Origin of the sequence: Streptomyces sp. NPDC051133, assembly GCF_040682635.1 — a bacterium.
Classification (GTDB): domain Bacteria; phylum Actinomycetota; class Actinomycetes; order Streptomycetales; family Streptomycetaceae; genus Streptomyces.
This window is the reverse complement of the sequence record NZ_JBFBBK010000010.1, coordinates 152,849-175,551: the sequence shown is the minus strand read 5'-3', so window position 1 is coordinate 175,551 and position 22,703 is coordinate 152,849. Positions and strand designations below refer to the sequence as shown.

General features: G+C 70.7%; 22 protein-coding genes and 2 tRNA genes. 20 read left to right on the top strand and 4 right to left on the bottom strand.

All coding sequences use genetic code 11. From position 1 onward, the window contains the following. Window positions 1-88 precede the first annotated feature (88 nt). The 8 genes from AB0N17_RS13745 to AB0N17_RS13710 all read left to right on the top strand — a co-directional run bounded on the left by AB0N17_RS13745 (window position 89) and on the right by AB0N17_RS13710 (window position 4,791). The gene (locus AB0N17_RS13745; protein ID WP_366011462.1) at window positions 89-244 is read left to right on the top strand and encodes a hypothetical protein; all 156 of its coding nucleotides are present in this window, start codon (window positions 89-91) and stop codon (window positions 242-244) included. A gap of 55 nt (window positions 245-299) precedes the next feature. Next, window positions 300-986, top strand: a complete 687-nt coding sequence (nadD, locus tag AB0N17_RS13740) for a nicotinate-nucleotide adenylyltransferase (RefSeq protein ID WP_366011460.1) — start codon at window positions 300-302, stop codon at window positions 984-986. A gap of 16 nt (window positions 987-1,002) precedes the next feature. Beyond that, on the top strand, window positions 1,003-2,739 hold the full coding sequence (locus AB0N17_RS13735; RefSeq protein ID WP_366011458.1) for a LytR C-terminal domain-containing protein: 1,737 nt from the start codon (window positions 1,003-1,005) through the stop codon (window positions 2,737-2,739). 101 nt (window positions 2,740-2,840) lie between these two features. Next, window positions 2,841-3,284 carry a ribosome silencing factor gene (gene rsfS, locus AB0N17_RS13730; RefSeq protein WP_366011457.1) on the top strand — a complete coding sequence of 148 codons (444 nt, stop codon included), beginning with the start codon at window positions 2,841-2,843 and terminating at the stop codon, window positions 3,282-3,284. Then, window positions 3,284-3,952 (top strand): histidine phosphatase family protein, encoded by a 669-nt coding sequence (locus AB0N17_RS13725; RefSeq protein ID WP_366011456.1) that lies wholly within the window; start codon window positions 3,284-3,286, stop codon window positions 3,950-3,952. The genes rsfS and AB0N17_RS13725 overlap by 1 nt, the downstream gene beginning before the upstream one ends. 119 nt (window positions 3,953-4,071) lie before the next feature. After that, window positions 4,072-4,144: transfer RNA gene (locus tag AB0N17_RS13720), tRNA-Ala, on the top strand. Between the two features lie 236 nt (window positions 4,145-4,380). Further along, on the top strand, window positions 4,381-4,554 hold the full coding sequence (locus AB0N17_RS13715) for a hypothetical protein (RefSeq protein ID WP_014672673.1): 174 nt from the start codon (window positions 4,381-4,383) through the stop codon (window positions 4,552-4,554). 3 nt (window positions 4,555-4,557) lie between these two features. Then, window positions 4,558-4,791 (top strand): hypothetical protein, encoded by a 234-nt coding sequence (locus tag AB0N17_RS13710; protein ID WP_003976229.1) that lies wholly within the window; start codon window positions 4,558-4,560, stop codon window positions 4,789-4,791. Here AB0N17_RS13710 and AB0N17_RS13705 read toward each other — a convergent pair. Beyond that, window positions 4,760-6,004 (bottom strand): glycosyltransferase 87 family protein, encoded by a 1,245-nt coding sequence (locus AB0N17_RS13705; RefSeq protein WP_366011455.1) that lies wholly within the window; start codon window positions 6,002-6,004, stop codon window positions 4,760-4,762. The genes AB0N17_RS13710 and AB0N17_RS13705 overlap by 32 nt on opposite strands. 103 nt (window positions 6,005-6,107) lie before the next feature. Here AB0N17_RS13705 and AB0N17_RS13700 point away from each other — a divergent pair. After that, a tRNA-Ala gene (locus AB0N17_RS13700) sits at window positions 6,108-6,180 on the top strand. 116 nt (window positions 6,181-6,296) lie between these two features. Here the strand turns inward: AB0N17_RS13700 and AB0N17_RS13695 are convergent. Both AB0N17_RS13695 and AB0N17_RS13690 read right to left on the bottom strand, forming a co-directional pair. Continuing rightward, window positions 6,297-7,907, bottom strand: a complete 1,611-nt coding sequence (locus AB0N17_RS13695) for an NADH-ubiquinone oxidoreductase-F iron-sulfur binding region domain-containing protein (RefSeq protein WP_366011454.1) — start codon at window positions 7,905-7,907, stop codon at window positions 6,297-6,299. Next, the gene (locus AB0N17_RS13690) at window positions 7,907-9,178 is read right to left on the bottom strand and encodes a cytochrome b/b6 domain-containing protein (protein WP_366011453.1); all 1,272 of its coding nucleotides are present in this window, start codon (window positions 9,176-9,178) and stop codon (window positions 7,907-7,909) included. Before AB0N17_RS13690 ends, AB0N17_RS13695 begins: the two co-directional genes overlap by 1 nt. A gap of 437 nt (window positions 9,179-9,615) precedes the next feature. Here AB0N17_RS13690 and leuS point away from each other — a divergent pair, with 437 nt between their 5' ends. The 5 genes from leuS (at window position 9,616) to AB0N17_RS13665 (ending at window position 16,968) form a co-directional block, all read left to right on the top strand. Next, window positions 9,616-12,498 carry a leucine--tRNA ligase gene (gene leuS, locus AB0N17_RS13685; RefSeq protein WP_366011452.1) on the top strand — a complete coding sequence of 961 codons (2,883 nt, stop codon included), beginning with the start codon at window positions 9,616-9,618 and terminating at the stop codon, window positions 12,496-12,498. A gap of 140 nt (window positions 12,499-12,638) precedes the next feature. Beyond that, complete coding sequence (locus tag AB0N17_RS13680; protein WP_366011451.1) at window positions 12,639-13,307, top strand: hypothetical protein; 669 nt, start codon at window positions 12,639-12,641, stop codon at window positions 13,305-13,307. Between the two features lie 72 nt (window positions 13,308-13,379). After that, window positions 13,380-14,225 carry a DegV family protein gene (locus AB0N17_RS13675; protein WP_366011449.1) on the top strand — a complete coding sequence of 282 codons (846 nt, stop codon included), beginning with the start codon at window positions 13,380-13,382 and terminating at the stop codon, window positions 14,223-14,225. A 102-nt stretch (window positions 14,226-14,327) separates the two neighbouring features. Further along, window positions 14,328-15,485, top strand: a complete 1,158-nt coding sequence (locus tag AB0N17_RS13670) for a helix-hairpin-helix domain-containing protein (protein WP_366011448.1) — start codon at window positions 14,328-14,330, stop codon at window positions 15,483-15,485. 10 nt (window positions 15,486-15,495) lie between these two features. Continuing rightward, window positions 15,496-16,968, top strand: a complete 1,473-nt coding sequence (locus tag AB0N17_RS13665) for a recombinase family protein (protein ID WP_366011446.1) — start codon at window positions 15,496-15,498, stop codon at window positions 16,966-16,968. A gap of 42 nt (window positions 16,969-17,010) precedes the next feature. On the opposite strand, the gene AB0N17_RS13660 is transcribed toward AB0N17_RS13665, so the two are convergent. Further along, window positions 17,011-17,496 (bottom strand): hypothetical protein, encoded by a 486-nt coding sequence (locus AB0N17_RS13660; RefSeq protein WP_366011445.1) that lies wholly within the window; start codon window positions 17,494-17,496, stop codon window positions 17,011-17,013. Window positions 17,497-17,636: 140 nt separating this feature from the next. Between AB0N17_RS13660 and AB0N17_RS13655 the strand changes: the two genes are divergently transcribed. From AB0N17_RS13655 to AB0N17_RS13630, 6 genes are all read left to right on the top strand, one after another. After that, a complete protein-coding gene (locus AB0N17_RS13655) occupies window positions 17,637-17,831 on the top strand; it encodes a helix-turn-helix domain-containing protein (protein WP_366011443.1) in 195 nt (64 codons plus the stop codon). Then, window positions 17,828-17,953: a hypothetical protein gene (locus AB0N17_RS13650; protein ID WP_366011441.1), complete on the top strand. Its 126-nt coding sequence runs from the start codon at window positions 17,828-17,830 to the stop codon at window positions 17,951-17,953. The genes AB0N17_RS13655 and AB0N17_RS13650 overlap by 4 nt, the downstream gene beginning before the upstream one ends. Before the next feature lie 97 nt (window positions 17,954-18,050). Next, complete coding sequence (locus AB0N17_RS13645; protein WP_366011439.1) at window positions 18,051-21,050, top strand: YfjI family protein; 3,000 nt, start codon at window positions 18,051-18,053, stop codon at window positions 21,048-21,050. Beyond that, the gene (locus AB0N17_RS13640) at window positions 21,047-21,679 is read left to right on the top strand and encodes an SEC-C metal-binding domain-containing protein (RefSeq protein WP_366011438.1); all 633 of its coding nucleotides are present in this window, start codon (window positions 21,047-21,049) and stop codon (window positions 21,677-21,679) included. Before AB0N17_RS13645 ends, AB0N17_RS13640 begins: the two co-directional genes overlap by 4 nt. Continuing rightward, a complete protein-coding gene (locus AB0N17_RS13635) occupies window positions 21,676-21,846 on the top strand; it encodes a hypothetical protein (RefSeq protein ID WP_366011437.1) in 171 nt (56 codons plus the stop codon). The genes AB0N17_RS13640 and AB0N17_RS13635 overlap by 4 nt, the downstream gene beginning before the upstream one ends. A gap of 172 nt (window positions 21,847-22,018) precedes the next feature. Next, window positions 22,019-22,681: a hypothetical protein gene (locus tag AB0N17_RS13630; protein ID WP_366011436.1), complete on the top strand. Its 663-nt coding sequence runs from the start codon at window positions 22,019-22,021 to the stop codon at window positions 22,679-22,681. Window positions 22,682-22,703: the final 22 nt, after the last annotated feature.

Below are 22,703 nucleotides of genomic sequence, written 5' to 3'. Positions count from 1 at the left end.
GGCGGAGTCGGCGTGATCGCTGCGAGGCCGCCCGCATACGATGAGCCGACATCTTTATCCCGCCCACACGCGTTAGGTCCTGCCGAAGATGAGCCTTCACCGCGCCGCAACCCAGCTGGTCACCCTCGCCGAAGCCGAGGGCGGCCACCACAACAGCCTCAACCCGGCCGTCACCGGCGGTGTCGCCCTCGGCATCCTGCTGCTCCTGCTGTGGATCACCACCCGCTTCAACCGCGACCGCTGACCTGGACCCCGTCCCCGGCCGGACGTCCGAGACCGGGCCGGTAGGGTCTGCACGCATGGGAGAGCAGGACATGCCTACCGGTCCGGCGCACGAGCACGCCGACGGCACGGTGAAGCGGCCGCAGTACGGACCGGGCAACGGCCCCGTCCACACGGGCAAGCGGCGCCTGGGCGTCATGGGCGGGACCTTCGACCCGATCCACCACGGGCACCTCGTGGCGGCCAGCGAGGTCGCCGCACAGTTCCAGCTGGACGAGGTGGTGTTCGTCCCCACCGGCCAGCCGTGGCAGAAGTCCCACCGCAAGGTCTCCCCGGCCGAGGACCGCTATCTGATGACGGTCATCGCGACCGCCGAGAACCCCCAGTTCTCCGTCAGCCGCATCGACATCGACCGTGGCGGCCCCACCTACACCGTGGACACCCTGCGCGACCTGCGCGCCCTCAATCCGGACACGGACCTGTTCTTCATCACCGGTGCCGACGCCCTCGCCCAGCTGCTGACCTGGCGCGACAGCGCGGAACTGTTCTCCCTCGCGCACTTCATCGGCGTCACCCGCCCCGGCCACCACCTGACCGACCCGGGCCTGCCGGAAGGCGGCGTCTCGCTCGTCGAGGTGCCGGCCCTCGCCATCTCCTCCACGGACTGCCGTGCGAGAGTCGCCAAGGGAGACCCCATCTGGTACATGGTGCCGGACGGAGTCGTGCGCTACATCGACAAGCGCGAGCTGTACCGCGGCGAGTGAGCCGAGAGGGGCACCGGTGAACGACCGATACGACGCGGGTGACGCCGGCTACGGCGCCGGCCCGTACGAACTCGTCGGCTACGACGAGTACGGGCAGCCCGTGTACCGGCAGGTCCCGGCACAACAGGCACCGCAGCAGACCTACGACCCGTACGGCCGGCAGCAGGGCTACGGCTACGACCCCTACGCCACCGGCCAGCAGCCGCCGGTGCAGCCGTACGGCCCCGGGCAGCAGCCGCCCGCGTACGACGGGTACGGCTCCCAGGCCCCGTACGACGCCTACGGCACCGGCACCGGCACCGGCACCGGCACCCGGAACGCGGGCGGCCACGACCCCTACGGGCAGGCCGCGACCGGCGGACAGCAGCCCCGTGTCGCCGAGCAGACCGCCCACATCCCGCAGCAGCCCGGCCCGGCCGCCGGCGGCACCCACGCCCCGGAGCGGAGCGAGCGGCCGGGGGACGAGGGCGAACCGGATTACCACACCGAGCAGTTCGCCTTCGTCGAGGAGCCGGACGGCGACTCCGAGGACGTCATCGACTGGCTGAAGTTCACCGAGAACCGCACCGAGCGCCGCGAGGAGGCCCGCCGCCGCGCCCGCAGCCGGATCATCGCCCTCCTCGTCGTCCTCGCCGTCGTCGCCGCCGGCGGCGTCGGCTACCTGTGGTACGCCGGAAAGCTGCCCGGTCTGTCTTCCTCCGGCGGCACCACCGGCGCGGGCACGCCCGTGGCCGCCCAGAAGCGCGACGTGATCGTCGTCCACCTGCACAACACCGGCAAGGGCGGAACCTCCACGGCCCTGCTGGTCGACAACACCACCACCAAGCGGGGCACCACCGTCCTGCTGCCCAACTCCCTCGCGCTCACCGACGACGACGGCTCCACCACGACCCTCGCCAAGTCGGTCGACGACGACGGCTCCTCCGGCACCCGCGACCAGCTTGACACCGTCCTCGGCACCAGCATCCAGGGCACCTGGCGCCTCGACACCCCCTACCTGCAGAACCTCGTCGACCTGGTCGGCAACATCGAGATCGACACCGACACCGACGTACCCGACCCGGACACCAAGAAGAAGGGCACCGAGCCGCTCGTCCACAAGGGCAGCGCCCAGACCCTCAGCGGCAAGATGGCCGTCGCCTACGCCACCTACCGCGCCGCCGGCGAGTCCCAGAACGCGCAGCTGCAGCGGTTCGGCCAGGTCATGCAGGGCGTGCTGCGCAAGATGTCCTCCGACCCGTCGTCGGCCACGACCACCGTGCAGACCCTCGCGCAGATCCTGGACCCGTCGCTCACCGACAAGGACCTCGGCACCTTCCTCGCCAAGCTCGCCGACCTCGCCAAGGGCGGCGCCTACCGGAGCGCCCTGCTCCCGGTGCAGTCCGACGGCACCCTCAGCGCGGGGACCAGCGACAGCGTGGTGAAGGACATCCTCGGCGGCACCGCCAAGAGCCCCGACGCGGGCGCGGCGGTCCGGGTCTCCGTCCAGAACGCCACCGGCGTGAAGGACGACACGGAGAAGGCCCGCGTGGTGCTCCTCAACGGCGGCTTCACCTTCCTGGAGGGCGGCAGCGCCTCCGGCGCGCAGGCCGTCTCGAAGGTCACGTACGCCGACGTCTCCCACAAGGCCGACGCCGCCGAGGTCGCCAAGACCCTCGGCCTGCCCGCCGGGTCCGTGACCAAGGGCACGGTCTCCTCCGGCGCCGACGTCTCGGTCGTCCTGGGCGGCGACTACCGGCCCGGCTCCTCCTGAGCGCGGCCCGGGCGCCCCACGTGCCGCGGTAATCACGTGGGGTGCCCCCGGCGGTCCGTGAGACCCTTGAGGGCAAAGGACCGCCGACGGAAAGCCATGTAGTGACCGCCACTGATCGTTCCCTCCAGCTGATCAACACCGCCGCGCAGGCGGCGGCAGACAAGCTTGCCCACGACGTCATCGCCTACGACGTCAGCGACGTGCTGTCCATCACCGACGCCTTCCTGCTGGCGTCCGCGCCGAACGACCGCCAGGTCAAGGCCATCGTCGACGAGATCGAGGAGCGCCTGCTGAAGGACCTCGGCGCCAAGCCGGTCCGCCGCGAGGGCGACCGCGAGGCCCGCTGGGTGCTGCTCGACTACGTCGACATCGTCGTCCACGTCCAGCACAGCGAGGAGCGCGTCTTCTACGCCCTGGAGCGGCTGTGGAAGGACTGCCCCGAGCTCGAGCTGCCCGCCGACGCCAAGGCCACCCGCGGCAAGGCCCAGGAGCACGCCAGGCTGCAGGCCGCCGAGGCCGATCAGGAGCCGGGCGGGGAGTGGTGATGAGCGCCACCGGTGAGGTGACCGACCGCAAGGACCGCGGCCGCCGCGTCATCCTGTGGCGGCACGGCCAGACGTCGTGGAACGTGGAGCGCCGCTTCCAGGGCAGCACGGACGTCGAGCTGACCGAGACCGGCATCGGCCAGGCGCGCCGCGCCGCCCGGCTGCTCGCCTCGCTGCGGCCCGACGCGATCGTCTCCTCGGACCTCGTGCGGGCCGCGCACACGGCCGCCGAGCTGGCCGCCCTCACCGGCCTCGACGTCACCCGCGAGGAGGGCCTGCGGGAGACGTACGCGGGCGTCTGGCAGGGGCTGACGCACGAGGAGATCATCGCCCGCCACGGCGAGGAGTACGCCGCCTGGAAGCGCGGCGAGCCGGTCCGCCGCGGCGGCGGCGAACTGGAGACCGAGGTCGCCGAGCGGGCCGCGCCGGTCGTGCTGCGGCACGCCGAGAAGCTGCCCGAGGACGGCACCCTCGTCGTGGTCAGCCACGGCGGCACCATCCGCACCACCATCGGCCGGCTCCTGGGCCTGGAGGCCCGGCACTGGGAGAGCCTCGGCGGTCTCTCCAACTGCTGCTGGTCCGTGCTGGGCGAGGGCGCCCGCGGCTGGCGCCTGCTGGAGCACAACGCGGGCACCCTCCCGGAGCCCGTCCTCGGCGACGACGACTGACCGTCCCGAGGCCCTCAGGACCCCGGATTTCACTTTCTGGCAGGTCACAGGCTAAAGTTCTTCTTGTTCGCCCCGCCGAGCGGGGCGAGAAACCATGCGGCTCCGGTCGCGTGGCACGAGGGGCTATAGCTCAGTTGGTAGAGCGCCTGCATGGCATGCAGGAGGTCAGGAGTTCAATTCTCCTTAGCTCCACAGATAAGATCCCGTCCCCTGAGGGGGCGGGATCTTCTGCATGTGCGGCCGGGGCCGGACCGCGTGCCGCTCCCGCCCCGGGTTGAGTGACTCGTGGCCCCGCGCGCGTATACCCCTGCGGAGGCGTTCTCGGCGCTGTGTCCGGACTGGTACTGAGGCGTCGCTGACCGTATTGGTCCGGCCGTGGCAGAATCAAACGGCCGGAAGGGGGCGCGGCCCGACGGGAGGGAGTAGCGATGCCTGCGAGCATCCTTGAGGAGGTCGGCCACCTCCTCGGTGCGGCGTTGATACGGGACACGACCACCCGGCTCAGCTGCCCTTCCTGCGGTTCCGCGCACGTCGCCCAGGTCCTCGGCGACAACGGCGGGATCTCCTACGTGTGCACGGCCTGCGGCCACAGCTGGAGCTGATCGATGGGTGCACACAGGCGAAAGTGCGACTGGTGCGGCAGCGGCACGCCGATCGTGCGTGACATGGAACCGGTCAACCCCGACTACCAGTACTGGTGCGAGGAATGCGCGCGGGCGCTGATCATAAAAGGCGACCCGATCGAGACGTACCGGGAGCTGGAGGGCGAGCCCATCTACGGCCGGCTCCTCGAGGAACACTGCACGCTCAAGAGGTTCTACTCCTTCGTGACGGCTTGACGCGCTCCACCCCACGTCCGGGCTTCGGCAACGATGTCCATGCCAAAACGAGGAGAAGCGCACCGGCCGCTCCGTAGAGGGCCGACAGGGCGAACTCCACGCCCCCTTGCCGCAGTTCCGGCCGTCCGGATCCGTGCGGCACCCACCAGGGGACGTACGAGCAGAAGACCAGCAGCGTGCCCAGGGCGGGCGCCCGGTGCCCCCGGGTCCACAGCAGCAGCACCACCGGCACGCACCACACCCAGTGGTGCGTCCAGGACACCGGGCTGACCAGCAGGGCGGTGACCGCGCAGGCGCACACCGCCCAGGGCCGCCGCCCGCGCAACTCCGCCCGCACGGCCGACGCGAGGCCCAGAGCGGCCACCACGGCGGCACAGACGGTCCACAGGGCTCCCGGGTCGGGGGTGTGCAGCGAGCGGGCCAGCACGCCCCGCAGGGCCTGGTTGGCGGTCTCCTCGGCGTGCCCGACCCGGCCCACGCGGAACACCATGTCCGTCCAGAACCGCCACGAGTCGTACGGCAGGGCCGCCGCCGCCGACAGCGTCGCCCCGGCGAACACGGCGGCCGCCCCGCGCGCGTGCCGCAGCCACGGCCGCCCGTTCCCGCCCCCCAGGTGGGCGACGACGCCCGTGGCGAGCAGGAACACCGGGAACAGCGCGGGCGTCAGCTTGACCGCGGAGGCCAGGCCCAGTCCCACTCCCGTCCAGCGGTCGTGGCCGCCGGCGGGACGGCGGCACAGGTCCCACAGCACGAGGACGGCCAGCAGCAGGTTGATCTGGCCGTAGCGCAGGGTCGTCCACACCGGTTCGCACCACACGGCCGGCGCCGCGACCCACCAGACGGTCTCCCCCCGCGCGTGGCCGACGAGTTTCAGCGACAGCCGTACGAACACCAGCAGGAGCGCCAGGTTCCCGGCCGTCGCCAGCGCGCGCAGGGGCGCGGTGTCCAGCAGCGTCAGCGGGGTGAACAGCAGGGCCGCGAACGGCGGGTAGGTGGTCGGCAGGTGCGCGGCCGTCGCACGCAGGGCGTACAGGTCGCCGCCGGCGCGCACGGTGGCGCCCTCGGCCCGGTAGACCATCAGGTCGATCATCGACACGTGCGCGGCCCGCTGTGCGGCCCAGAACGCCGTGAACGACAGCAGGCACACGCACGCCGCCATCGGTACGCGGCGGCGGGGTGCGGAGGGCGCGATCACGGTCACGAAAGCCGACATTAGCTGCCGTATCGGTGCGAACCTGAAACCGATTTTGCGCTGCGTCCCCGGGCCTGTAATGTTTACGACGTCGCCGGGGGAACCGGGCGAAACAACAAAACAAGGGGCTATAGCTCAGTTGGTAGAGCGCCTGCATGGCATGCAGGAGGTCAGGAGTTCAATTCTCCTTAGCTCCACAGAAATCGAAGGCGGATCATTCCTATGGATGGTCCGCCTTCGGCGTGTTGCGCGTCCACGCGGCTGGATGAAGGGGGCGGGTCACCGAGCCGGGTGACCCGCCCTTGCTGTGTGCTCAGCGGCCGAGCGCGCGCCGGCCGCGGCCCTGGGAGACGACCGGCAGATTGCGGGAGGGTGCCTGTCCGCGCGTGTCCTCCTCGATGCGCAGGGCGAGCGCCGGGCAGCGGCGCACCGCGCGCAGGGCCTTCGCCTCCGCATAGCGCGGCACCTGCGCCTGGGCGACCGTCGGGAAACCGTCGGCGCCGAGTTCGAACACCTCCGGGAGGATGTCGGCGCACAGTCCGTGGCCCCGGCACAGCGTCCAGTCGACGTAGATCTTCTGGCGGCTGCCGCCGGTCTCCTCGGGCTCGCCGCCGCCCGGGATGCCCGTGGGGGCCCTGCCTCCCTCGAAGAGCGGCAGAACGCCCTCCACAGGCCGTCCGCAGCCGTTTCCGAGGACATGGGCGGCCAGGTCGTCGGTGAACGCCTTGATGGTCGACTCCAGGAACATCGCCGAGCCGTCCGGGTGCGAACACGCCCCGCGCCGCTTGACGTTCTTCGCGACCTGCTTCAGCGCCTCCAGGGCGGCCGGTCCGCCGCCGTTGAGAATGTCCTCCATGCCGCGCGCGGCGGCGGGCAGCCCGAGGTAGCAGGGGCCGCACTGGCCGGCGCTCTCCTCGGCCAGCCACTGCGCCACCCGCAGCGACTCGCCCAGCGGGCAGGTCTCCTGGGTGATCGGCAGGATCGCGCCCGCGCCCAGCGAACCGCCCACCGCGTCCAGCGAGTTGCGGGAGACGATCGCCTCGTTCACGGTCGCCGCGTCGATCCACTTGCCGTGGTAGCCGCCGGTCAGCACGCCCTGCGGCACCGGCGGGGCGCCCGCCAGCTGCAGCACGTAGCGCAGCGGCACGCCCGTGGGGACCTCGATCACCATCGGGCGGGCGACCGCGCCGGACACCGTGAGCATGACGGTGCCCGGCTCGTCGTACAGGCCGGTGTTGCCGTAGCGCTCGGGGCCGATGCGGGCGGCGATGGCCAGCTGCGCGAACGTCTCCGCGTTCGACAGCAGCGTGGGCGCGCCGCCGACACCGCTCTGCGAGGCGCTGATCTTGCGGCCGGGCGGGATCGCCGGGCCGCCGTCGACCGAGCGGATCAGCGAGGCGGCGGCGCCGGTCACCATGCGCACCGGATTGCGCTGCACCCACGCGCGCAGCGCCGATCTACGGCTGTTGCTCAGCCCGCGTTCGGCGAGCGCGGCCTCCATGGAGCGCTGCGTGGACTCGCGCGTCACACCGATCACGAGGGTGCGCGCGCCGAGCGCCTCCGCGCACAGCAGCGCGCCGTCCAGGATCAGGTGCGGGGCACGGTTGATGAGCACCGTGTCCTTGCGGCACGCCGGCTCGTCCTCGCTGCCGTTGACCACGACGACCGGCCGCACCCCGCGCTTGATCGCCGATTCGGCGACCGAGCGCAGCTTCTTGTGGAAGGGGAAACCGGCGCCGCCGCGGCCCCGGAGGTTGATGCCTTCGGCGAGCTGGGCGAGCTGTTCGCCGCCGAGCGGGTCGAGCGGTCCGTGCACCTTCAGGTGCATGGGCAGATCGAGCCGCTCCACAAGGTCGAAGCCCGACGTGAGCTGGGGAAGGCCGACCACGCGGACTTCGGGGACGTCGGGCAGGGCCTCGTTCACTAAAAGCCTCCGGACGGCGTGTTCCAAGGTTCGCCCGTACCCGGTCCGTCGAAGGACGTGCCGGGCAGTGTTTCGGTGGCGGGACCGCTGTACGTGTCACTGGCGTTGTACGTGCCGTAGAAGCCGTTTGTCTCACCGGTGTCGTACATGTCACCTCCGCCGTATCCGGCGGCGCCCGGATTGCCATAGGCCGGGATGGTGTATCCGGTGTCCTGGAGCGGGTCGTACGCGGACGGCGGGGCCTCGCCGACCGGCGGCGGGGACGGGACCGGCCAGCTGCCCGAGGTGCTGGAGGGCCCGTCCACGCGCGGCATGGCCTCCGTGGCCTGCAGGTCCAGCGGCAGGTCCGTCCGGGTGTTCCGGCCGACCGCGTACGACTGCGGGGAGCGGCCCGGAGTGGACACCGCGCGGTAGGCGGCGGCGAAGCCTGAGGCGGGCTCCGGGGCCGGGGCGACGGGGGACTGGTACAGCGGAGTGGACGAGGTGGCCCTCTCCCTGGGCTCGCGCCGGCCCTCGTAGCCCGGCAGCCCCGACTCGGCGACCCGGGAGCGGCTCGCGTCCAGGTCCTCCAGACCCGGCCGCTCCGAGCTGCCGAACATCGTCACCAGGCGGTCGGCGACCTTGCGCTTGACCGGGCGCGGGGCGGCCCGCAGCGCGAGGGCGCCCATGACGCCGAGCAGGGACAGGCTGTAGAGGATCACGAAGACCGGCTTGGCCGAGCGACCCGCGTAGAGACCGTGGATCAGGGCGGCGCACCAGGCCGGGTAGGCCAGCATGTGCATGGCCCGCCAGCGGGCGGCGACCGGGGCCGGGGTGGCGAAGTTGCTGCGCAGGGCGCCGGTGACACCCACGAAGATCATCAGCAGGCCCGCGAGCGAACCGAGCCCGATCAGGCCGCCGATCCCGGTCACGCCCAGTGAGAACGGGATGATCGCGGCGATCACCTCCGTGTGACCCATCGCGATCTTCGTGGTGATGTGCAGCAGCAGGAACGCGATCGAGGCGACCGCGGTCGTGCGGTGCACCGCCTGGCCGACGATGCGCTGCCGCGTGTTCAGGAAGATGCGGTCCTGGGCGAACAGGCCCCAGATCACCGAGCAGCTGAGCGAGACGAGGGACAGCACGCCTGCGCCGAAGTTCAGGAAGTCGCGGAACTGGTTGCCTCCGACCAGCACGACCACGGGTATCAGCAGCAGGACGACAGCCGACGCCACCCCATAGGCCGAGCGGCCGGGTTTGGGGAGGGAGCTGGTACTACGACGAGGGTTCATGGGGGCAACTCCGAGCAGTTTCGGGAAAGCGGTCCCGCTGCCGAACTCTAAGTGGCGTCATACCGATCAGTACGTGTGTTTGCGTTATTGCGTTGTTATCAACGCACTATCTGATTGCTGGGTGTCCCTTAGTGGGTGGTACGCGAAGTAATCCCTGACCTTGGTTCAGTGCCGGGCGGGTTCCTGGCATGTCCACAAGGGATACGGAAGCGCGGCGCCGCTTGCTCAAGCCCGTCGCGGCTTGCTCGAGGCCTGCGGTACCCTAGCGCCATGCGTGCCGTACGCCTTCTGCTTAGCGGGCCGCGCTGATCAGTACCGACCCCCGGTCGAACCGTGAGGTCGGCATCGGCGCGGCGTCCCCTCCTGTGCGAGGGGATTTTTCGTTTCTTGGAATGTCACAGCCGCAGGCAGAGACGATCGATGGAGCTTTGAGGATCATGAGCGAGACGAACCCCGCTGCCACCGCTGCTACGTCCGCGGAGGCCGCGCCGCACCGCTACACGGCCGCCATGGCAGCCGACATCGAGGCACGCTGGCAGGACTTCTGGGACGCCGAGGGCACCTACGGGGCGCCCAACCCCAAGGGCGACCTGGCGGGCGACGCCGAGCTGGTCGCCAGGCCCAAGAAGTTCATCATGGACATGTTCCCCTACCCCTCCGGTGCGGGCCTGCACGTCGGCCACCCGCTGGGCTACATCGCCACCGACGTCTACGCCCGGTTCCAGCGCATGACCGGCCACAACGTCCTGCACACCCTGGGCTTCGACGCCTTCGGCCTGCCCGCCGAGCAGTACGCCGTGCAGACCGGCACGCACCCGCGCGTGTCCACCGAGGCCAACATCGAGAACATGAAGGCCCAGCTGCGCCGGCTGGGCCTGGGCCACGACAAGCGCCGGTCCTTCGCCACGATCGACCCGGACTACTACAAGTGGACCCAGTGGATCTTCCTGCAGATCTTCAACTCCTGGTACGACGACGAGGCGAAGAAGGCCCGTCCGATCGCCGAGCTGATCGCCCGGTTCGAGTCCGGTGAGCGCGCGGTCCCGGGCACCACGCGCGCGTGGAGCGAGCTGACCGCCGCCGAGCGCGCCGACGTCCTGGGCGAGTACCGCCTGGCCTACGCCTCCGACGCGCCGGTCAACTGGTGCCCCGGTCTGGGCACCGTGCTGGCCAACGAGGAGGTCACCGCCGACGGCCGCTCCGAGCGCGGCAACTACCCGGTCTTCAAGGCCAAGCTGCGCCAGTGGAACATGCGCATCACCGCCTACGCCGACCGGCTGCTGGAGGACCTGGAGGAGCTGGACTGGCCCGAGGCCATCAAGCTGCAGCAGCGCAACTGGATCGGCCGCAGCGAGGGCGCCCGCGTCGACTTCCCGATCGACGGCGAGCGGATCACGGTCTTCACCACCCGCCCGGACACTCTGTTCGGCGCCACCTACATGGTGCTGGCGCCCGAGCACCCGCTGGTCGAGAAGTTCACCCCCGAGGCCTGGCCCGAGGGCACGCACGAGGTGTGGACCGGCGGCCACGCCACCCCGGCCGAGGCCGTCGGCGCCTACCGCGCGCAGGCCGCCTCGAAGTCCGACGTGGAGCGCCAGGCCGAGGCCAAGGACAAGACCGGCGTCTTCATCGGCGCCTACGCCACTAACCCGGTCAACGGTGAGAAGGTCCCGGTCTTCATCTCCGACTACGTGCTGATGGGCTACGGCACCGGCGCGATCATGGCCGTCCCGGCGGGCGACCAGCGCGACTTCGAGTTCGCGCGCGCCTTCGAGCTGCCGATCCACTGCATCGTCGAGCCGACCGACGGCCGCGGCACCGACACCTCGACGTGGGAGGACGCCTTCACGTCCTATGACGCGAAGATCATCAACTCGTCCAACGACGAGATCAGCCTGGACGGCCTGGGCGTCGCCGAGGCCAAGGCCCGCATCACCGGGTGGCTGCAGGACAAGGGCATCGGCGAAGGCACCGTCAACTTCCGCCTGCGCGACTGGCTGTTCAGCCGCCAGCGCTACTGGGGCGAGCCGTTCCCGATCGTCTACGACGAGGACGGCACCGCCCACGCGCTGCCCGAGTCGATGCTGCCGCTGGAGCTGCCCGAGGTCGAGGACTACAGCCCGCGCACCTTCGACCCGGACGACGCGGACACCCAGCCCGAGACGCCGCTGTCGCGCAACGAGGAATGGGTCAACGTCACCCTGGACCTGGGCGACGGCCCGAAGAAGTACCGCCGCGAGACCAACACCATGCCCAACTGGGCCGGTTCCTGCTGGTACGAGTTCCGCTACCTGGACCCGCACAACGACGGGCAGCTGGTCGACCCCGAGATCGAGCAGTACTGGATGGGACCGCGCGAGGGCCTGCCGCACGGCGGTGTCGACCTGTACGTCGGCGGCGCCGAGCACGCCGTGCTGCACCTGCTGTACGCCCGCTTCTGGTCCAAGGTCCTGTACGACCTGGGGCACGTCTCCTCCGCCGAGCCGTTCCACAAGCTGTTCAACCAGGGCATGATCCAGGCCTACGTCTACCGCGACAGCCGGGGCATCGCCGTGCCGGCCGCCGAGGTGGAGGAGCGCGACGGCGCCTACTACCACGAGGGCGAGAAGGTCAGCCGCCTGCTGGGCAAGATGGGCAAGTCCCTGAAGAACGCGGTGACCCCGGACGAGATCTGCGCCGAGTACGGCGCCGACACCCTGCGCCTGTACGAGATGGCCATGGGTCCGCTGGACGTCTCCCGCCCGTGGGACACGCGCGCGGTGGTCGGCCAGTTCCGGCTGCTGCAGCGGCTGTGGCGCAACATCGTCGACGAGAACACCGGCGAGGTCACCGTCACCGGCGCGGAGCCGGACGAGGAGACCCTGCGCGCCCTGCACAAGGCGATCGACGGCGTCCGCCAGGACCTGGAGGGGCTGCGCTTCAACACGGCCATCGCCAAGGTCACCGAGCTGAACAACCACCTGACCAAGGCCGGCGGTGCCCTGCCGCGGTCCGTGGCCGAGCCGCTGGTGCTGCTGGCCGCGCCGCTGGCCCCGCACATCGCCGAGGAGCTGTGGCGCAGGCTGGGCCACACCGACTCGGTCGTCCACCGCGACTTCCCGGTCGCCGACCCGGACTACGTGGTGGACGAGACCGTGACCTGCGTCGTGCAGATCAAGGGCAAGGTCAAGGCCCGCCTGGAGGTGCCGCCGGCCATCTCCGAGGAGGAGCTGGAGAAGGTGGCCCTGTCCGACGAGAAGGTCGTCGCGGCACTGGACGGCGCGGGCATCCGCAAGGTGATCGTGCGCGCCCCGAAGCTGGTCAACATCGTTCCCGCGTGACGACCGGACGCCGGGCGCGTCCGGCATCGGGGTAGTCCCCTACGGGCAGGTTCGGGGTTCTTCCGGAACTCCGGGCCTGCCCGCTGCGTTTACCGTGGAGAGCGCAGAGGCTTGTGCCGGGCCCGCGGAGGAGGAGCGTCGTGGAAGCAGTGATCGCCGTGTTCGCCCTGCTCTTCGTGCTGTTCATCGGCCTGGGCGCGTACGCCACGGTCAGAGCGGTCGGTGCCGCCAAGCGCGGCGTGGACCGGACCATCGCGCAGGCCCGCCGCACGGTGGAGGACCACACCCTGCGCGCCAAGTCGTTCACCCTGACCGGCCCGGCCGCCGAGATCGCGCAGCTGCGGCTGACGCTGCGCACCTCCATGCGGGCCACCCAGGACGTGCTGCACGCGGGCGCGGCCGAGGACGAGTCGCTGAAGGAGTCCCTCAGCCTCTTCGGGCGGCTCAGCGCGCACGGACACGAGCTGGACGCCGACCTCAGACGCCTGGAGTCCGAGCCGGACCGGGCCGAGCTCGCGGCCCGGGTGCCCGAGCTGCGTGCCCGCACCGAGCGCGTCACCCGGTCCGCGGACTCCCTGCGCCGGGCCGTCCGCGACCGCGCCCGCCGCTTCGGCGACGACGACCTGAGCGCGCTCAGCAGCCAGATCGACATCGAGGCGGACGCCCTGCGCCACTGGACCCCGGCCGGCCCCGCCCAGACACCCCCTGAGCGGACCTCCGGGGAGCCGGCCCCGCAGGCGATCACCCCGCCCTCGCGGCGTCCCGCCCACCCCTGGCAGAAGAAGCCCCGCCCCGAGAGCACGGCTTGAGCACACCCCGCGGGCATCGCGGCACAGGGGCCGGGCTGCCGCGCGCGCACTACGGCAGGTAACCTCCAGCTCATGTCCCGCCATGTCGCGATCGTCACCGATTCAACGGCCTACCTGCCGCCACGGACGATGGAGCGCCACGGCATCACAGCGGTACCCCTGACGGTGGTCCTCGGCGACCGGGCCTTCGAAGAGGGCACCGAGATCTCCACCCGTTCCCTGGCCCAGGCGCTGCAGAAGCGGCGCGCCGTCACCACCTCGCGGCCGAGCCCCCAGGTGTTCGCGGAGACCTACCGCCAGGTCGCCGAGTCCGGCGCGAGCGGCATCGTCTCCCTGCACCTGTCCGCCGAGCTGTCCGGCACCTACGACGCGGCGGTCCTCGCGGCCCGCGAGGCGCCGGTGCCGGTCCGTGTGGTGGACACCGGCATGGTCGCGATGGCGCTCGGCTTCTGCGCGCTCGCCGCCGCCGAGGTCGCGGAGGCCGGCGGCACCGTCGACGAGGCCGTCACGGCCGCCGAGAAACGGGCCGCGGGCACGTCCGCCTACTTCTACGTCGACACCCTCGACTATCTGCGCCGCGGTGGCCGCATCGGCGCCGCACAGGCCCTGCTCGGTTCCGCGCTCGCCGTCAAACCCCTGCTGCAGCTGGACGGTGGCCGCATCGAGCTGCTGGAGAAGGTCCGTACGGCGTCCAGGGCGATCGCGCGCCTGGAGGAGATCGCCGCCGAGCGGGCGGGCGGCGCCGAGGTCGACATCGCCGTCCACCATCTCGCGGCCCCCGACCGCGCCGCCGCGCTCGCCGACCGGCTGCGGGTCCGGGTGCCGGGCCTGGCCGCCCTGCATGTCAGCGAAGTCGGCGCGGTGATCGGGGCCCACACCGGGCCCGGGCTGCTCGGCGCGGTGGTCTCGCCCCGCTGACGTCTCACTCGTGTGGGTGGCGGAGTTTTCCACAACGGGGCGCTGATCCCCGGAAATTGACCAAGATCATCGCGAGGCGGGGGATTCCTCCATCCTCGTCGCATGGCACTTCGATCACGTTCACGCACCGCCACCGCGACCAGCGGCCCCGGCCGCGGTCCCGCCTCCGACGGCCGTGTCCGCCACCGCCGTGGCGTCGGCCGCCGCCTGGGCGACCACCCGCCGGCACCGGGTGAGGAACTGCGCCGCCGAGCGGAGCTCCTCTTCGGCGAACGAGCCGTGCGCCGCCGGGAGTCGGGGAACGGCCCGCCGGACGGAGAGGGCCTCGCGAGCCAGGCGACCCCGGCCCTGGGCCCGCCGGCGACGGCGGCGGCGACGCCGGTCACGGGTCGGGCACCCCGGCCGAGCGCGGCGCAGGGACCTCCGAACACGGTGGCCACGGTGGTCAGTGCGTCACCCGGTCCGCCCGTGACCGCGACCGAGCCGACGCCGGCGCCGAGCCCGTCCACCGGTCCCGGACCGGCGGCCCCGGAAGGCCTCGGCGTCCCCGTGGAGTCGGAGGGCTCCACCGGCCCCGGCTGGCGGGAGCGGGCCGGGCTGGCGCTGCGGGAGCGGATGCCCGTGTGGCTGCAGGCGCGGTGCGGTGTGGAGCGGCGCGGAGTCGTGGCGCTCGCGGTGGTGCTCGTGGCCGCCGCCGTGTTCGCCGCGCAGCACTTCTGGACGGGCCGGACCCAGTCCGTGAGCGCCCCTCAAGTGGTGCGCGCCGAGGAGCCGTTCGCAAGGAAGGACGACGGCGCGAAGCACGGTGCGGCCGTGGAGCCCTCGGCGAAGCCCGGAGGAGAGATCGTGGTGGACGTCAGCGGCAAGGTCCGCACACCGGGGATCCGACGGTTGCCGGCCGGGTCCCGGGTGGCGGACGCGCTGCGGGCGGCGGGCGGGGTCCGGCCGGGCGTGAGCACCGAGGGGCTCAACCGGGCGCGCTTCCTGGTCGACGGCGAACAGGTGGTCGTCGGCGCACCCGCCGGGGCCGTGCCCCCGCCCGGCCCGGCGGACGGGGCGGCCTCCGGACCGGCGGGCCCCGGCCCCACGGCACCGGTGTCCCTCAACACGGCCACCGTGGACCAGCTCGACACCCTTCCCGGCGTCGGCCCCGTGCTGGCCCGGCACATCGTCGACTACCGCACCCGGCACGGCGGTTTCCGCTCGGTGGACGAACTGCGCGAGGTCAACGGCATCGGCGATCCGAGATGTCAATGCTAATCTACGAACCATGAAGCCAAGAGCCGCGATCCTCCTCGTGCGGATCTCTGACGACAAAGCTGGTGATGCTGCTGGGGTTGGACGGCAGGAAGATGACGGCCGCACCCTTGCTGACCGGCTCGGATGGACTATCGCCGAGGTCATCGTCGAGAACGACACGAGCGCCTACAAGAGGCGGAAGGTACGCCTTCCTGACGGTACGACAGCCCTCCGCACCGTGCGCCCCGGATTCCGAAGCGCGCTCGACAAACTGGCGTCGGGGGAGCGTGACGGACTGCTCGCCTGGGACCTCGACCGCACCGCCCGCGATCCCCGCGACCTCGAAGACCTGATCGACATCGTCGAATCACGCACTCCCCGCATCCCCGTCACGTCCGTCACGGGCTCGCTCAGGCTCGACACCGACGGCGACATCACCATGGCGCGCGTCCTCGTGGCTGTGGCCAACAAGTCGAGCCGAGACACTGCGCGCCGAGTCGCCCGGAAGCATGAGGCACTCGCCGCCGAGGGCAAGCCGGGCGGGGGAGGGTTCCGCGGCTACGGCTTCACTGCGGAAGGGCACCAGGTCGTCGAGGACGAGGCGAAGGTGCTGCGGGAGATCGGCGCGCGCATCCTCGGCGACTGGGACGGCTGGACCGACGAGCAGAGGGGGCGCATCGACCCAGAGCTCGGCGAGAGCCTGCACTCCATCGCCGAAGACCTCAACCATCGGGAAGTGCCTACCGCTACGGGCGTGCCCTGGTCTGGCCGCAGCGTCGGCTCCGTGGTCTCCAAGGCATCCGTCGCGGGCCTGCGCTCGCACAAGGGTGAGGTGGTAGGGCCGGCCGTCTGGGACGCCATCATCCCCAAGGACCGATGGGAAGAGATCTGTCTGCGTCTCGCGCAGCGGGCCGGTACGACAGATCTGACGCTGCAGCGGTGGCTCAACGGGGTTCTGCGCTGCTCCAAGTGCGGCCGGATGCTCGAGGGTTCGCACGGCAACGGCGGCCCTCGCTACTGGTGCGCCACGCCCCGCGGCGGCTGCGGGAAGATCGCGGTCAAGGCGTCGTTCGTCGAGGACGAGGTTGAGCGCCAGGTTCTCGACCTGCTGTCACGTCCGAAGATCCTGCACCGGCTGCAGCGGGTCGCCACGACTGAGGTGTCCGAGACTGCCCGTCAGGAGCTCGCAGAAGACGAAGAGCAACTGAAGGAGCTCGCCCGCATGTGGGCGAAGCGCGAGATCACGTTCGCCGAGTACAGGGAGGCCCGATCTCTCATCGACGAACGCGTGAAGGCGTCGCGCGCCCTGGTCGTGTCCGCTACCCCGCGGATTCTTCGCGGCCTGCTTGCTGGCGACGTTCAGGCCGGATGGGAGCGGCTGACCCCAGCAGACAAGCGTGAAGTCATCCTCGCTCTCATCCCTGGGTACGACGTCCTGCCGCACGATCGCAGCTACGGGAACAAGTTCAACCCGGATCGACTCGTACCGATCAAGTCCAAATAGCGAAGCCCCCGGCGCAGGCCGGGGGCTTTTTGCTGCAGTGGGTCAGCCCTTCCCGCGCGACGCTGGCGGCAGGAACCCGCGGAGCCTCGCCTCTCTCACCCATCCGTGAACGGTAGGTGGCTTCACGCCAGCGTCCGCCGCCATGGCGGCCACGGGATGCGGCACGATCGCGGCCCACGCCTTGTAGTGCTCGGCGACCAACTGGGCGAACTCTTCCGGGGCCCTGCCGCCGCGCTCCAGTTTGGGGAGACCCCTGATCTCCTCGCGGGCGGCCTCGCTCTTCGTCAGATTCCAACTGTTCTCGAGCGCCCGGACCGGCACCGACTTGAGGCGGTCCGTCGTGATCGCGTCGTCGAGCACCAGAAGACCGGACATGACCAGACGGCCGTCCTTGCCCTCAGTGAACTGCGCGGCAGCTCGCTTGAACGGCGCCTTCTCTGACACCCACGACCGCCACATGCCGCCGAAAGCCCTGGTGAGGGCCGTTTCGATCTGGCCCTCATCCATGTCCTGCCACTGATCAGCCATGCCGGAACGGTACGGGCGTCCACTCGTGTGCGTCAACGTCCGTGAGTGTGTACATGAGACTCCGTGGACTTAGGCATGATCTCGCGTGTACTCTGCCGAGAACGGGCCATGAGGCTCCGTGGACTCATTGGGAGGGATCCATGGTCGAGAAGATCGGCATGTCCGTGGACGACACCGTTCAGGCATCCGGCCTGAGCAGGTCGAAGGTCTACGAGCTGATCCGCTCCGGTGACCTCCAGAGCGTCAAGGAGGGAAGCCGGCGGCTGGTCATCGCTGCCAGCGTGCGCGCCTACTTCGAGCGTCGCCTCGAAGAGCAGAGCGGGCGTGCGGCATGAACAACCCTTTGGCCGACGCGATCGGCGAACCCACCGACGAGCAACTGCGGCGCATAGCGGCCCTGATGGGACTGCGACAGCTGCCGGAAGAGCCCCCGCAAGAAGGGCAGCAGGCTGCATGACCACAAACGCGGAGAGGGTGCCGTTCGGACCGGCACCCTCTCAGGAAAACCTCGCGGCGGGCGAAGCTGAGCCCACCGTATCGCAGGCAGGCCCGCCATGCGTAGCGGGTCGACTCGACACGTACCGGTCGCGCTCCGCCAGGTTTCACAGGCAGGTCAAGGTCGAGCGCTGCCCGCGCTGCGGCCACCCCCACCTGCACCGGGCGCCGTTGGCCCTGGTGGCGTCCGTCCTGAAGCTCGCACCGTGCGGCCTCGAGTACGTCGTCGTCCTGCGCCCGCAGGCGGTGACAGCATGACCAGGCTCAAGACGGCATCCGCGCTGGCCGACAACAGCGTGACCGGCGAGTGGCTGAAGACCCAGTTCGGGCAGGCCGGCGGCCTCATCGCCCTCAGCTGCGTGGGCGACTGGTCCGGCGTGCAGGTCGAGTCCGTCGACCAGGCGCTGAACGTCATCTCCCGCTGGAACGGCCAGGGCGTGACCGGCATCTACGCCCGCGCGACCACCGTGCGGGAACGGCTCGCCCCGGGGAAGCGCGGGGGCGCGGCCGACACGCACACCCTGATCGACATGTGGTCGGACATCGACATCGCCGGCCCCGGGCACAAGGACCAGCGCCTGCCCGTCGACGACGACCAGGCGCTGAAGGTCTACACCGAGTCCGGCCTGCCGCCGCACACGCAGCTCATCCATTCCGGTGGCGGCCTGTACGTGCGGACCAGCTTCACCGTGCCGCTCATCGTCGGCGAGGACGTCGACCTCGAGGAAGCCGCGCGGCTCGCCGCGGACTGGCAGCGCGTCCTCGGCCTGTCCGCTGAGCGGTTGGGAGTCAGCTACGGAACCGGGGTCGGAGACCTCTCCCGCGTCCTGCGCGTCCCCGGCACGGTCAACCGGAAGATTGTCACCGACCCGCGGCCCTGCAGGGTCATCGAGACGGGCGGCCCCCGCTACAGCTTCGCCGAGCTCCGCGAGACCGTCGACGGGCTGCTGCCGAAAACGCCGAGCCCGCGACGCTCTGACAAAACTGACACAACTCCGGTGGCGTCTCGTCAGACGGACCGCAAGCAGGGTTCTGTCAGTTCTGTCAGTGGGAATCGGGGACCGCTCGGCATCCTCGGCGAACACAACGCCGTGCCCGACGTGCTGCAGGCGGCCGGCTGGACGTACCGCGAGCAGGCGCCCGGAAGCTGCGGCTACTGCGGCGGCTCCGACCAGCTCTGGAGCTATCCCGGCTGGGACGCCCACACCTCCGGGACCGGCGCCAACGTCCACAAGGACGGTGCGGCGATCACCGTGTGGTCCGAAACCCCCGGGCTGCCTACCGGCCACGTGATGAGTGCCGGCCAGCTGTTCGCGCATCTGCACCACAACGGCAGCGAGTCCGAGGCGGCCCGGGACATCCTGCGCGCTGCGCACGGCCGGTCGTCGACCTCGGCCGCCGCGGCGCTTCCTGCCGAGGTTCTGGCCGAGGTCCGCGAAGCGACCACCGAGAGGACCCGAGTGCCTGACAAAACTGACGCAACCCGTGCCGGGGACCACGATGCGGACTACGACGGCAGTTCTGTCAGTTCTGTCAGTGGAGTTGAGCCCGCGTGGGATGCCCCTGTCCCCATCGACCGGCCGCCCCTGCCTGGCTTCCCCCTGATGCTGCTTGGCAAGAGCCTCTCCGGCATGGTCGAGGCGGTCGCAAAGGCCACCCAGGTGGCGCCCGACCTGCCGGCGATGATGGCGCTGCCGTGCATCACCGCAGCCATCGGCGGACGCGCTTACGTGCGGATCCGGCCCGGCTGGAGTGAGCCCGTCACCCTGTGGACTGTCGGCGTCGCCCTGCCCGGCGAGCGCAAGACCGGCGTAGAGGAACGGCTCACCGGCCCTCTGCGCGAGGAAGAGATCCGGTTGCGCGCCGAGACGGAACCCGTCATCGAGCAGACGAAGCAGCGCATCCGCATCGCCGAGGAACGGCTGAAGGACGCCGAGAAGAACGCCATCAAGGCAAAGCCCGAGAATGCCCAGCTGGCGGCCGATGACGCGGTGATCGCATTGAAGTCGCTTCAGGACATCGGCCAGCCTCCCGCGCTTCCCTCGCTGTTCTGGGGAGACATCACGCCGGCCGCGATGCCGGTGAAGGCCTCCGAGAATGCGGGACGCGGCGCCGTCCTCGACAGCGAGGGCGTGTTCTTCGCGAACGTCACCGGACGCCGGTTCGGAAACGGCTCGCCCGATACGACGTTCGCCCTGCAGGCCTACGACGGCAAAGCCGTACCGGTTCACCGTGTCCAGCGCGGCAGCACCGAGCTGACGGCCGCGCACCTGACGCTCGGTCTGCTGGTGCAGCCCGTCATCCTGCAGGGCCTGGCCCGCAGCGAGGACGACGAGGTTCTGCACAACGGGTTCGTGCAGCGGCCCCTCTACAGCTACCCCGAGTCGAATCTCGGGCAGCGCGACCCGAGGGCGGCCGTGCCCGTGCCGGACACGATCGAGGCCGACTACAGCCTGCGCATCAAGAACCTGGTGTCGAAGCTGTGGGAGGCCGAGGCGCCGCGCGTCCTGGCCTTCACGCCGGAGGCCAATGAGTTCATGTACCGGTTCGAGGAACACCTCGAGCCGCGTATGGGGAACCTCGGTGACCTGCGCTCGATCATGTCGTGGGCGTCGAAGCTGCCGGCGAAGCTCGCGCGCATCGCGGCAGCGCTGACCCTCTATGACAATTCTGACGCAACCGAGGTCACCGGCCCGTACATCGCTGCGGCCATCAGCATGGCGCCGTACTTCATCGCGCACGCCCGTCTCTGCCTCGACCTGATGGGCGCCAACCGGGACGCCCAACTCACCCCGGGTCGTGACGTACTGACGTGGCTGCGAAGCCGAGAGAAGCCCGCAGAGCCCTTCTCCCTGCGCGACGTACAGCGCGGCGTCCAGAAGAAGTGGGCCCTGGACGGCGGCGCCGACGCCATCCACGCAGCCGTCAACCACCTGGAAGACCTCGGCTGGGTCGCACGGAAACCCGACCCCGACAGGGAGGGCAAGACCGGTCGCAAGCCCTCTCCGAAGTACGACGTGCACCCCTGGATTTACGACCCGCCCAAGGAGTCAGCGTGACCGCCCGCCACTTCCTCACCGACGAACAACTCGACGAGATCATGGGCACGATGCCCGGGCCGGACGCGCTGCCCGTCGCCACGCTCGACCAGCTGCAGGCGGCCACCCGCGAAGCCAGCGCCCTCGGCCAGAACATGGCCCTAGCGGCGATCGCCCGCGGCGGATGGGCCTTCCTCGGTGACGCCCCGAAGGACGTCGCCCTCATCCGGCGCATGGTCAAGCCCAGACTGCGGATGCTGCTCGCCGCCTTCAGCACCGGCCACGTCACCCACCTGTGCGATCACACACGGCAGATCCGCCCCGTGCTCATCCTGTGCGACCCGCCGACCCTCGTCTGCATGCAGCCCGCGTGCATCACCCGCCTGCAGCAGAGCCGAGAAGCCACCCAGTTCCTGTGGGACCACCACTGCGACTGCTGCGGCCAGCACACCGAGACCGTCACCCCGCACCTGACCTCCCTCGGCCCGCTCAGCATCAGCGGACACCTGTGCCGCGCCTGCACTGCCCTGATGGCAGAGGACGCCGTACAGGCCGCCGAGTACGTCCACGCCATCACCCGCAAGAGCCCGTGCCCTTGCGGCTCCGGCCGGCGCTACAAGCGCTGCCACGGCCGACAGGAGACCCCATGACCAGTCATGTCGACGCGGCCGTGGCCGCGCGCATAGCCGCGGCGAAGCAGAAGCAGGCACGGCGCAGGAGGCAGCGCGCCGAGCTGGCCGAGGCCCGCGCACACGGGCTGCAGGCCCGGCACACCGCCAAGCTCGCCCGCTGGCAGAAGGACGAGGACCCCGAGTGACCGCCCGCAGCCGCTGCGCCGTCTGCGACCGCCCGCTGAAGGCCGGACGCGGCAGGCCGTGCGTCCGCAGCTGCGGTGCCCAACTGTGCCGCGCACCTCACCGACCGCCGTGCAACGACCTGCACGGCGGCATGTGCCCGAACCTTCAACTCCCCGACCTCACGGAGACGCCATGACCACCGACGCTGTACAGCAGCTGGTCGACGACGCGCGGGACTCCACTCGCCGGGCGCCGGCCGGGGCAATCGCCCTGGCATTCGCTCCCCCCAGGAAGCCAGGGCAAGACGCCGACGCTCACGCCCGGTCCGTGGTCCAACTCTGGGACGACGAGCAACTGCAGGCGAGGCTGCTCCGGGACGTCGCACGCGAACCTTTCATCGACCAGGAACGCCTCATCCGGTATCTCCAACGCGCCAACCTGGCCACGAAACCAGCGGTTCTCTGGGAAGCGTTCACCAGCAACAGACTCGCCCCGGGCACGCTCACCCCAATCATCGGCGGCGCGTGGTGCTACTCCCTACCCGGATCCTTGCCGTTCGACCAATGGCGACAGCTGTTCGCCGAGGCCGGATACACCGACGACGGCCACGCAGTCCCGCGCCCCCGCAAGCCTGTCGAACTCTGGCGAGGCGCACCGACAGCCACCCGGGCAGGCCACTACTGGACCTCCCACCGCGCCTACGCCGAGCGCTACGTCACGGCCCGGACCGGCCAGCTGTGGCGCACCCTCGCCCCGCCCACAGCCCTCATGTGCCGCGCGACCGCCTGGTCCACCGACGGCTTCGACGAATACGCCGTCGACACCCGCGGACTGACCATCACGCCAGCCACCTGACGTTCGTCGACTGAACAGGAGA

Coding starts and splice junctions, on each gene's coding strand:
- AB0N17_RS13745 (WP_366011462.1), top strand. CDS start 89: ATGAGCCTTCACCGCGCCGCAACCCAGCTGGTCACCCTCGCCGAAGCC.
- nadD (WP_366011460.1), top strand. CDS start 300: ATGGGAGAGCAGGACATGCCTACCGGTCCGGCGCACGAGCACGCCGAC.
- AB0N17_RS13725 (WP_366011456.1), top strand. CDS start 3,284: ATGAGCGCCACCGGTGAGGTGACCGACCGCAAGGACCGCGGCCGCCGC.
- AB0N17_RS13715 (WP_014672673.1), top strand. CDS start 4,381: ATGCCTGCGAGCATCCTTGAGGAGGTCGGCCACCTCCTCGGTGCGGCG.
- AB0N17_RS13710 (WP_003976229.1), top strand. CDS start 4,558: ATGGGTGCACACAGGCGAAAGTGCGACTGGTGCGGCAGCGGCACGCCG.
- AB0N17_RS13705 (WP_366011455.1), bottom strand. CDS start 6,004: ATGTCGGCTTTCGTGACCGTGATCGCGCCCTCCGCACCCCGCCGCCGC.
- AB0N17_RS13690 (WP_366011453.1), bottom strand. CDS start 9,178: ATGAACCCTCGTCGTAGTACCAGCTCCCTCCCCAAACCCGGCCGCTCG.
- leuS (WP_366011452.1), top strand. CDS start 9,616: ATGAGCGAGACGAACCCCGCTGCCACCGCTGCTACGTCCGCGGAGGCC.
- AB0N17_RS13675 (WP_366011449.1), top strand. CDS start 13,380: ATGTCCCGCCATGTCGCGATCGTCACCGATTCAACGGCCTACCTGCCG.
- AB0N17_RS13670 (WP_366011448.1), top strand. CDS start 14,328: ATGGCACTTCGATCACGTTCACGCACCGCCACCGCGACCAGCGGCCCC.
- AB0N17_RS13665 (WP_366011446.1), top strand. CDS start 15,496: ATGAAGCCAAGAGCCGCGATCCTCCTCGTGCGGATCTCTGACGACAAA.
- AB0N17_RS13660 (WP_366011445.1), bottom strand. CDS start 17,496: ATGGCTGATCAGTGGCAGGACATGGATGAGGGCCAGATCGAAACGGCC.
- AB0N17_RS13655 (WP_366011443.1), top strand. CDS start 17,637: ATGGTCGAGAAGATCGGCATGTCCGTGGACGACACCGTTCAGGCATCC.
- AB0N17_RS13650 (WP_366011441.1), top strand. CDS start 17,828: ATGAACAACCCTTTGGCCGACGCGATCGGCGAACCCACCGACGAGCAA.
- AB0N17_RS13645 (WP_366011439.1), top strand. CDS start 18,051: ATGCGTAGCGGGTCGACTCGACACGTACCGGTCGCGCTCCGCCAGGTT.
- AB0N17_RS13635 (WP_366011437.1), top strand. CDS start 21,676: ATGACCAGTCATGTCGACGCGGCCGTGGCCGCGCGCATAGCCGCGGCG.
- AB0N17_RS13630 (WP_366011436.1), top strand. CDS start 22,019: ATGACCACCGACGCTGTACAGCAGCTGGTCGACGACGCGCGGGACTCC.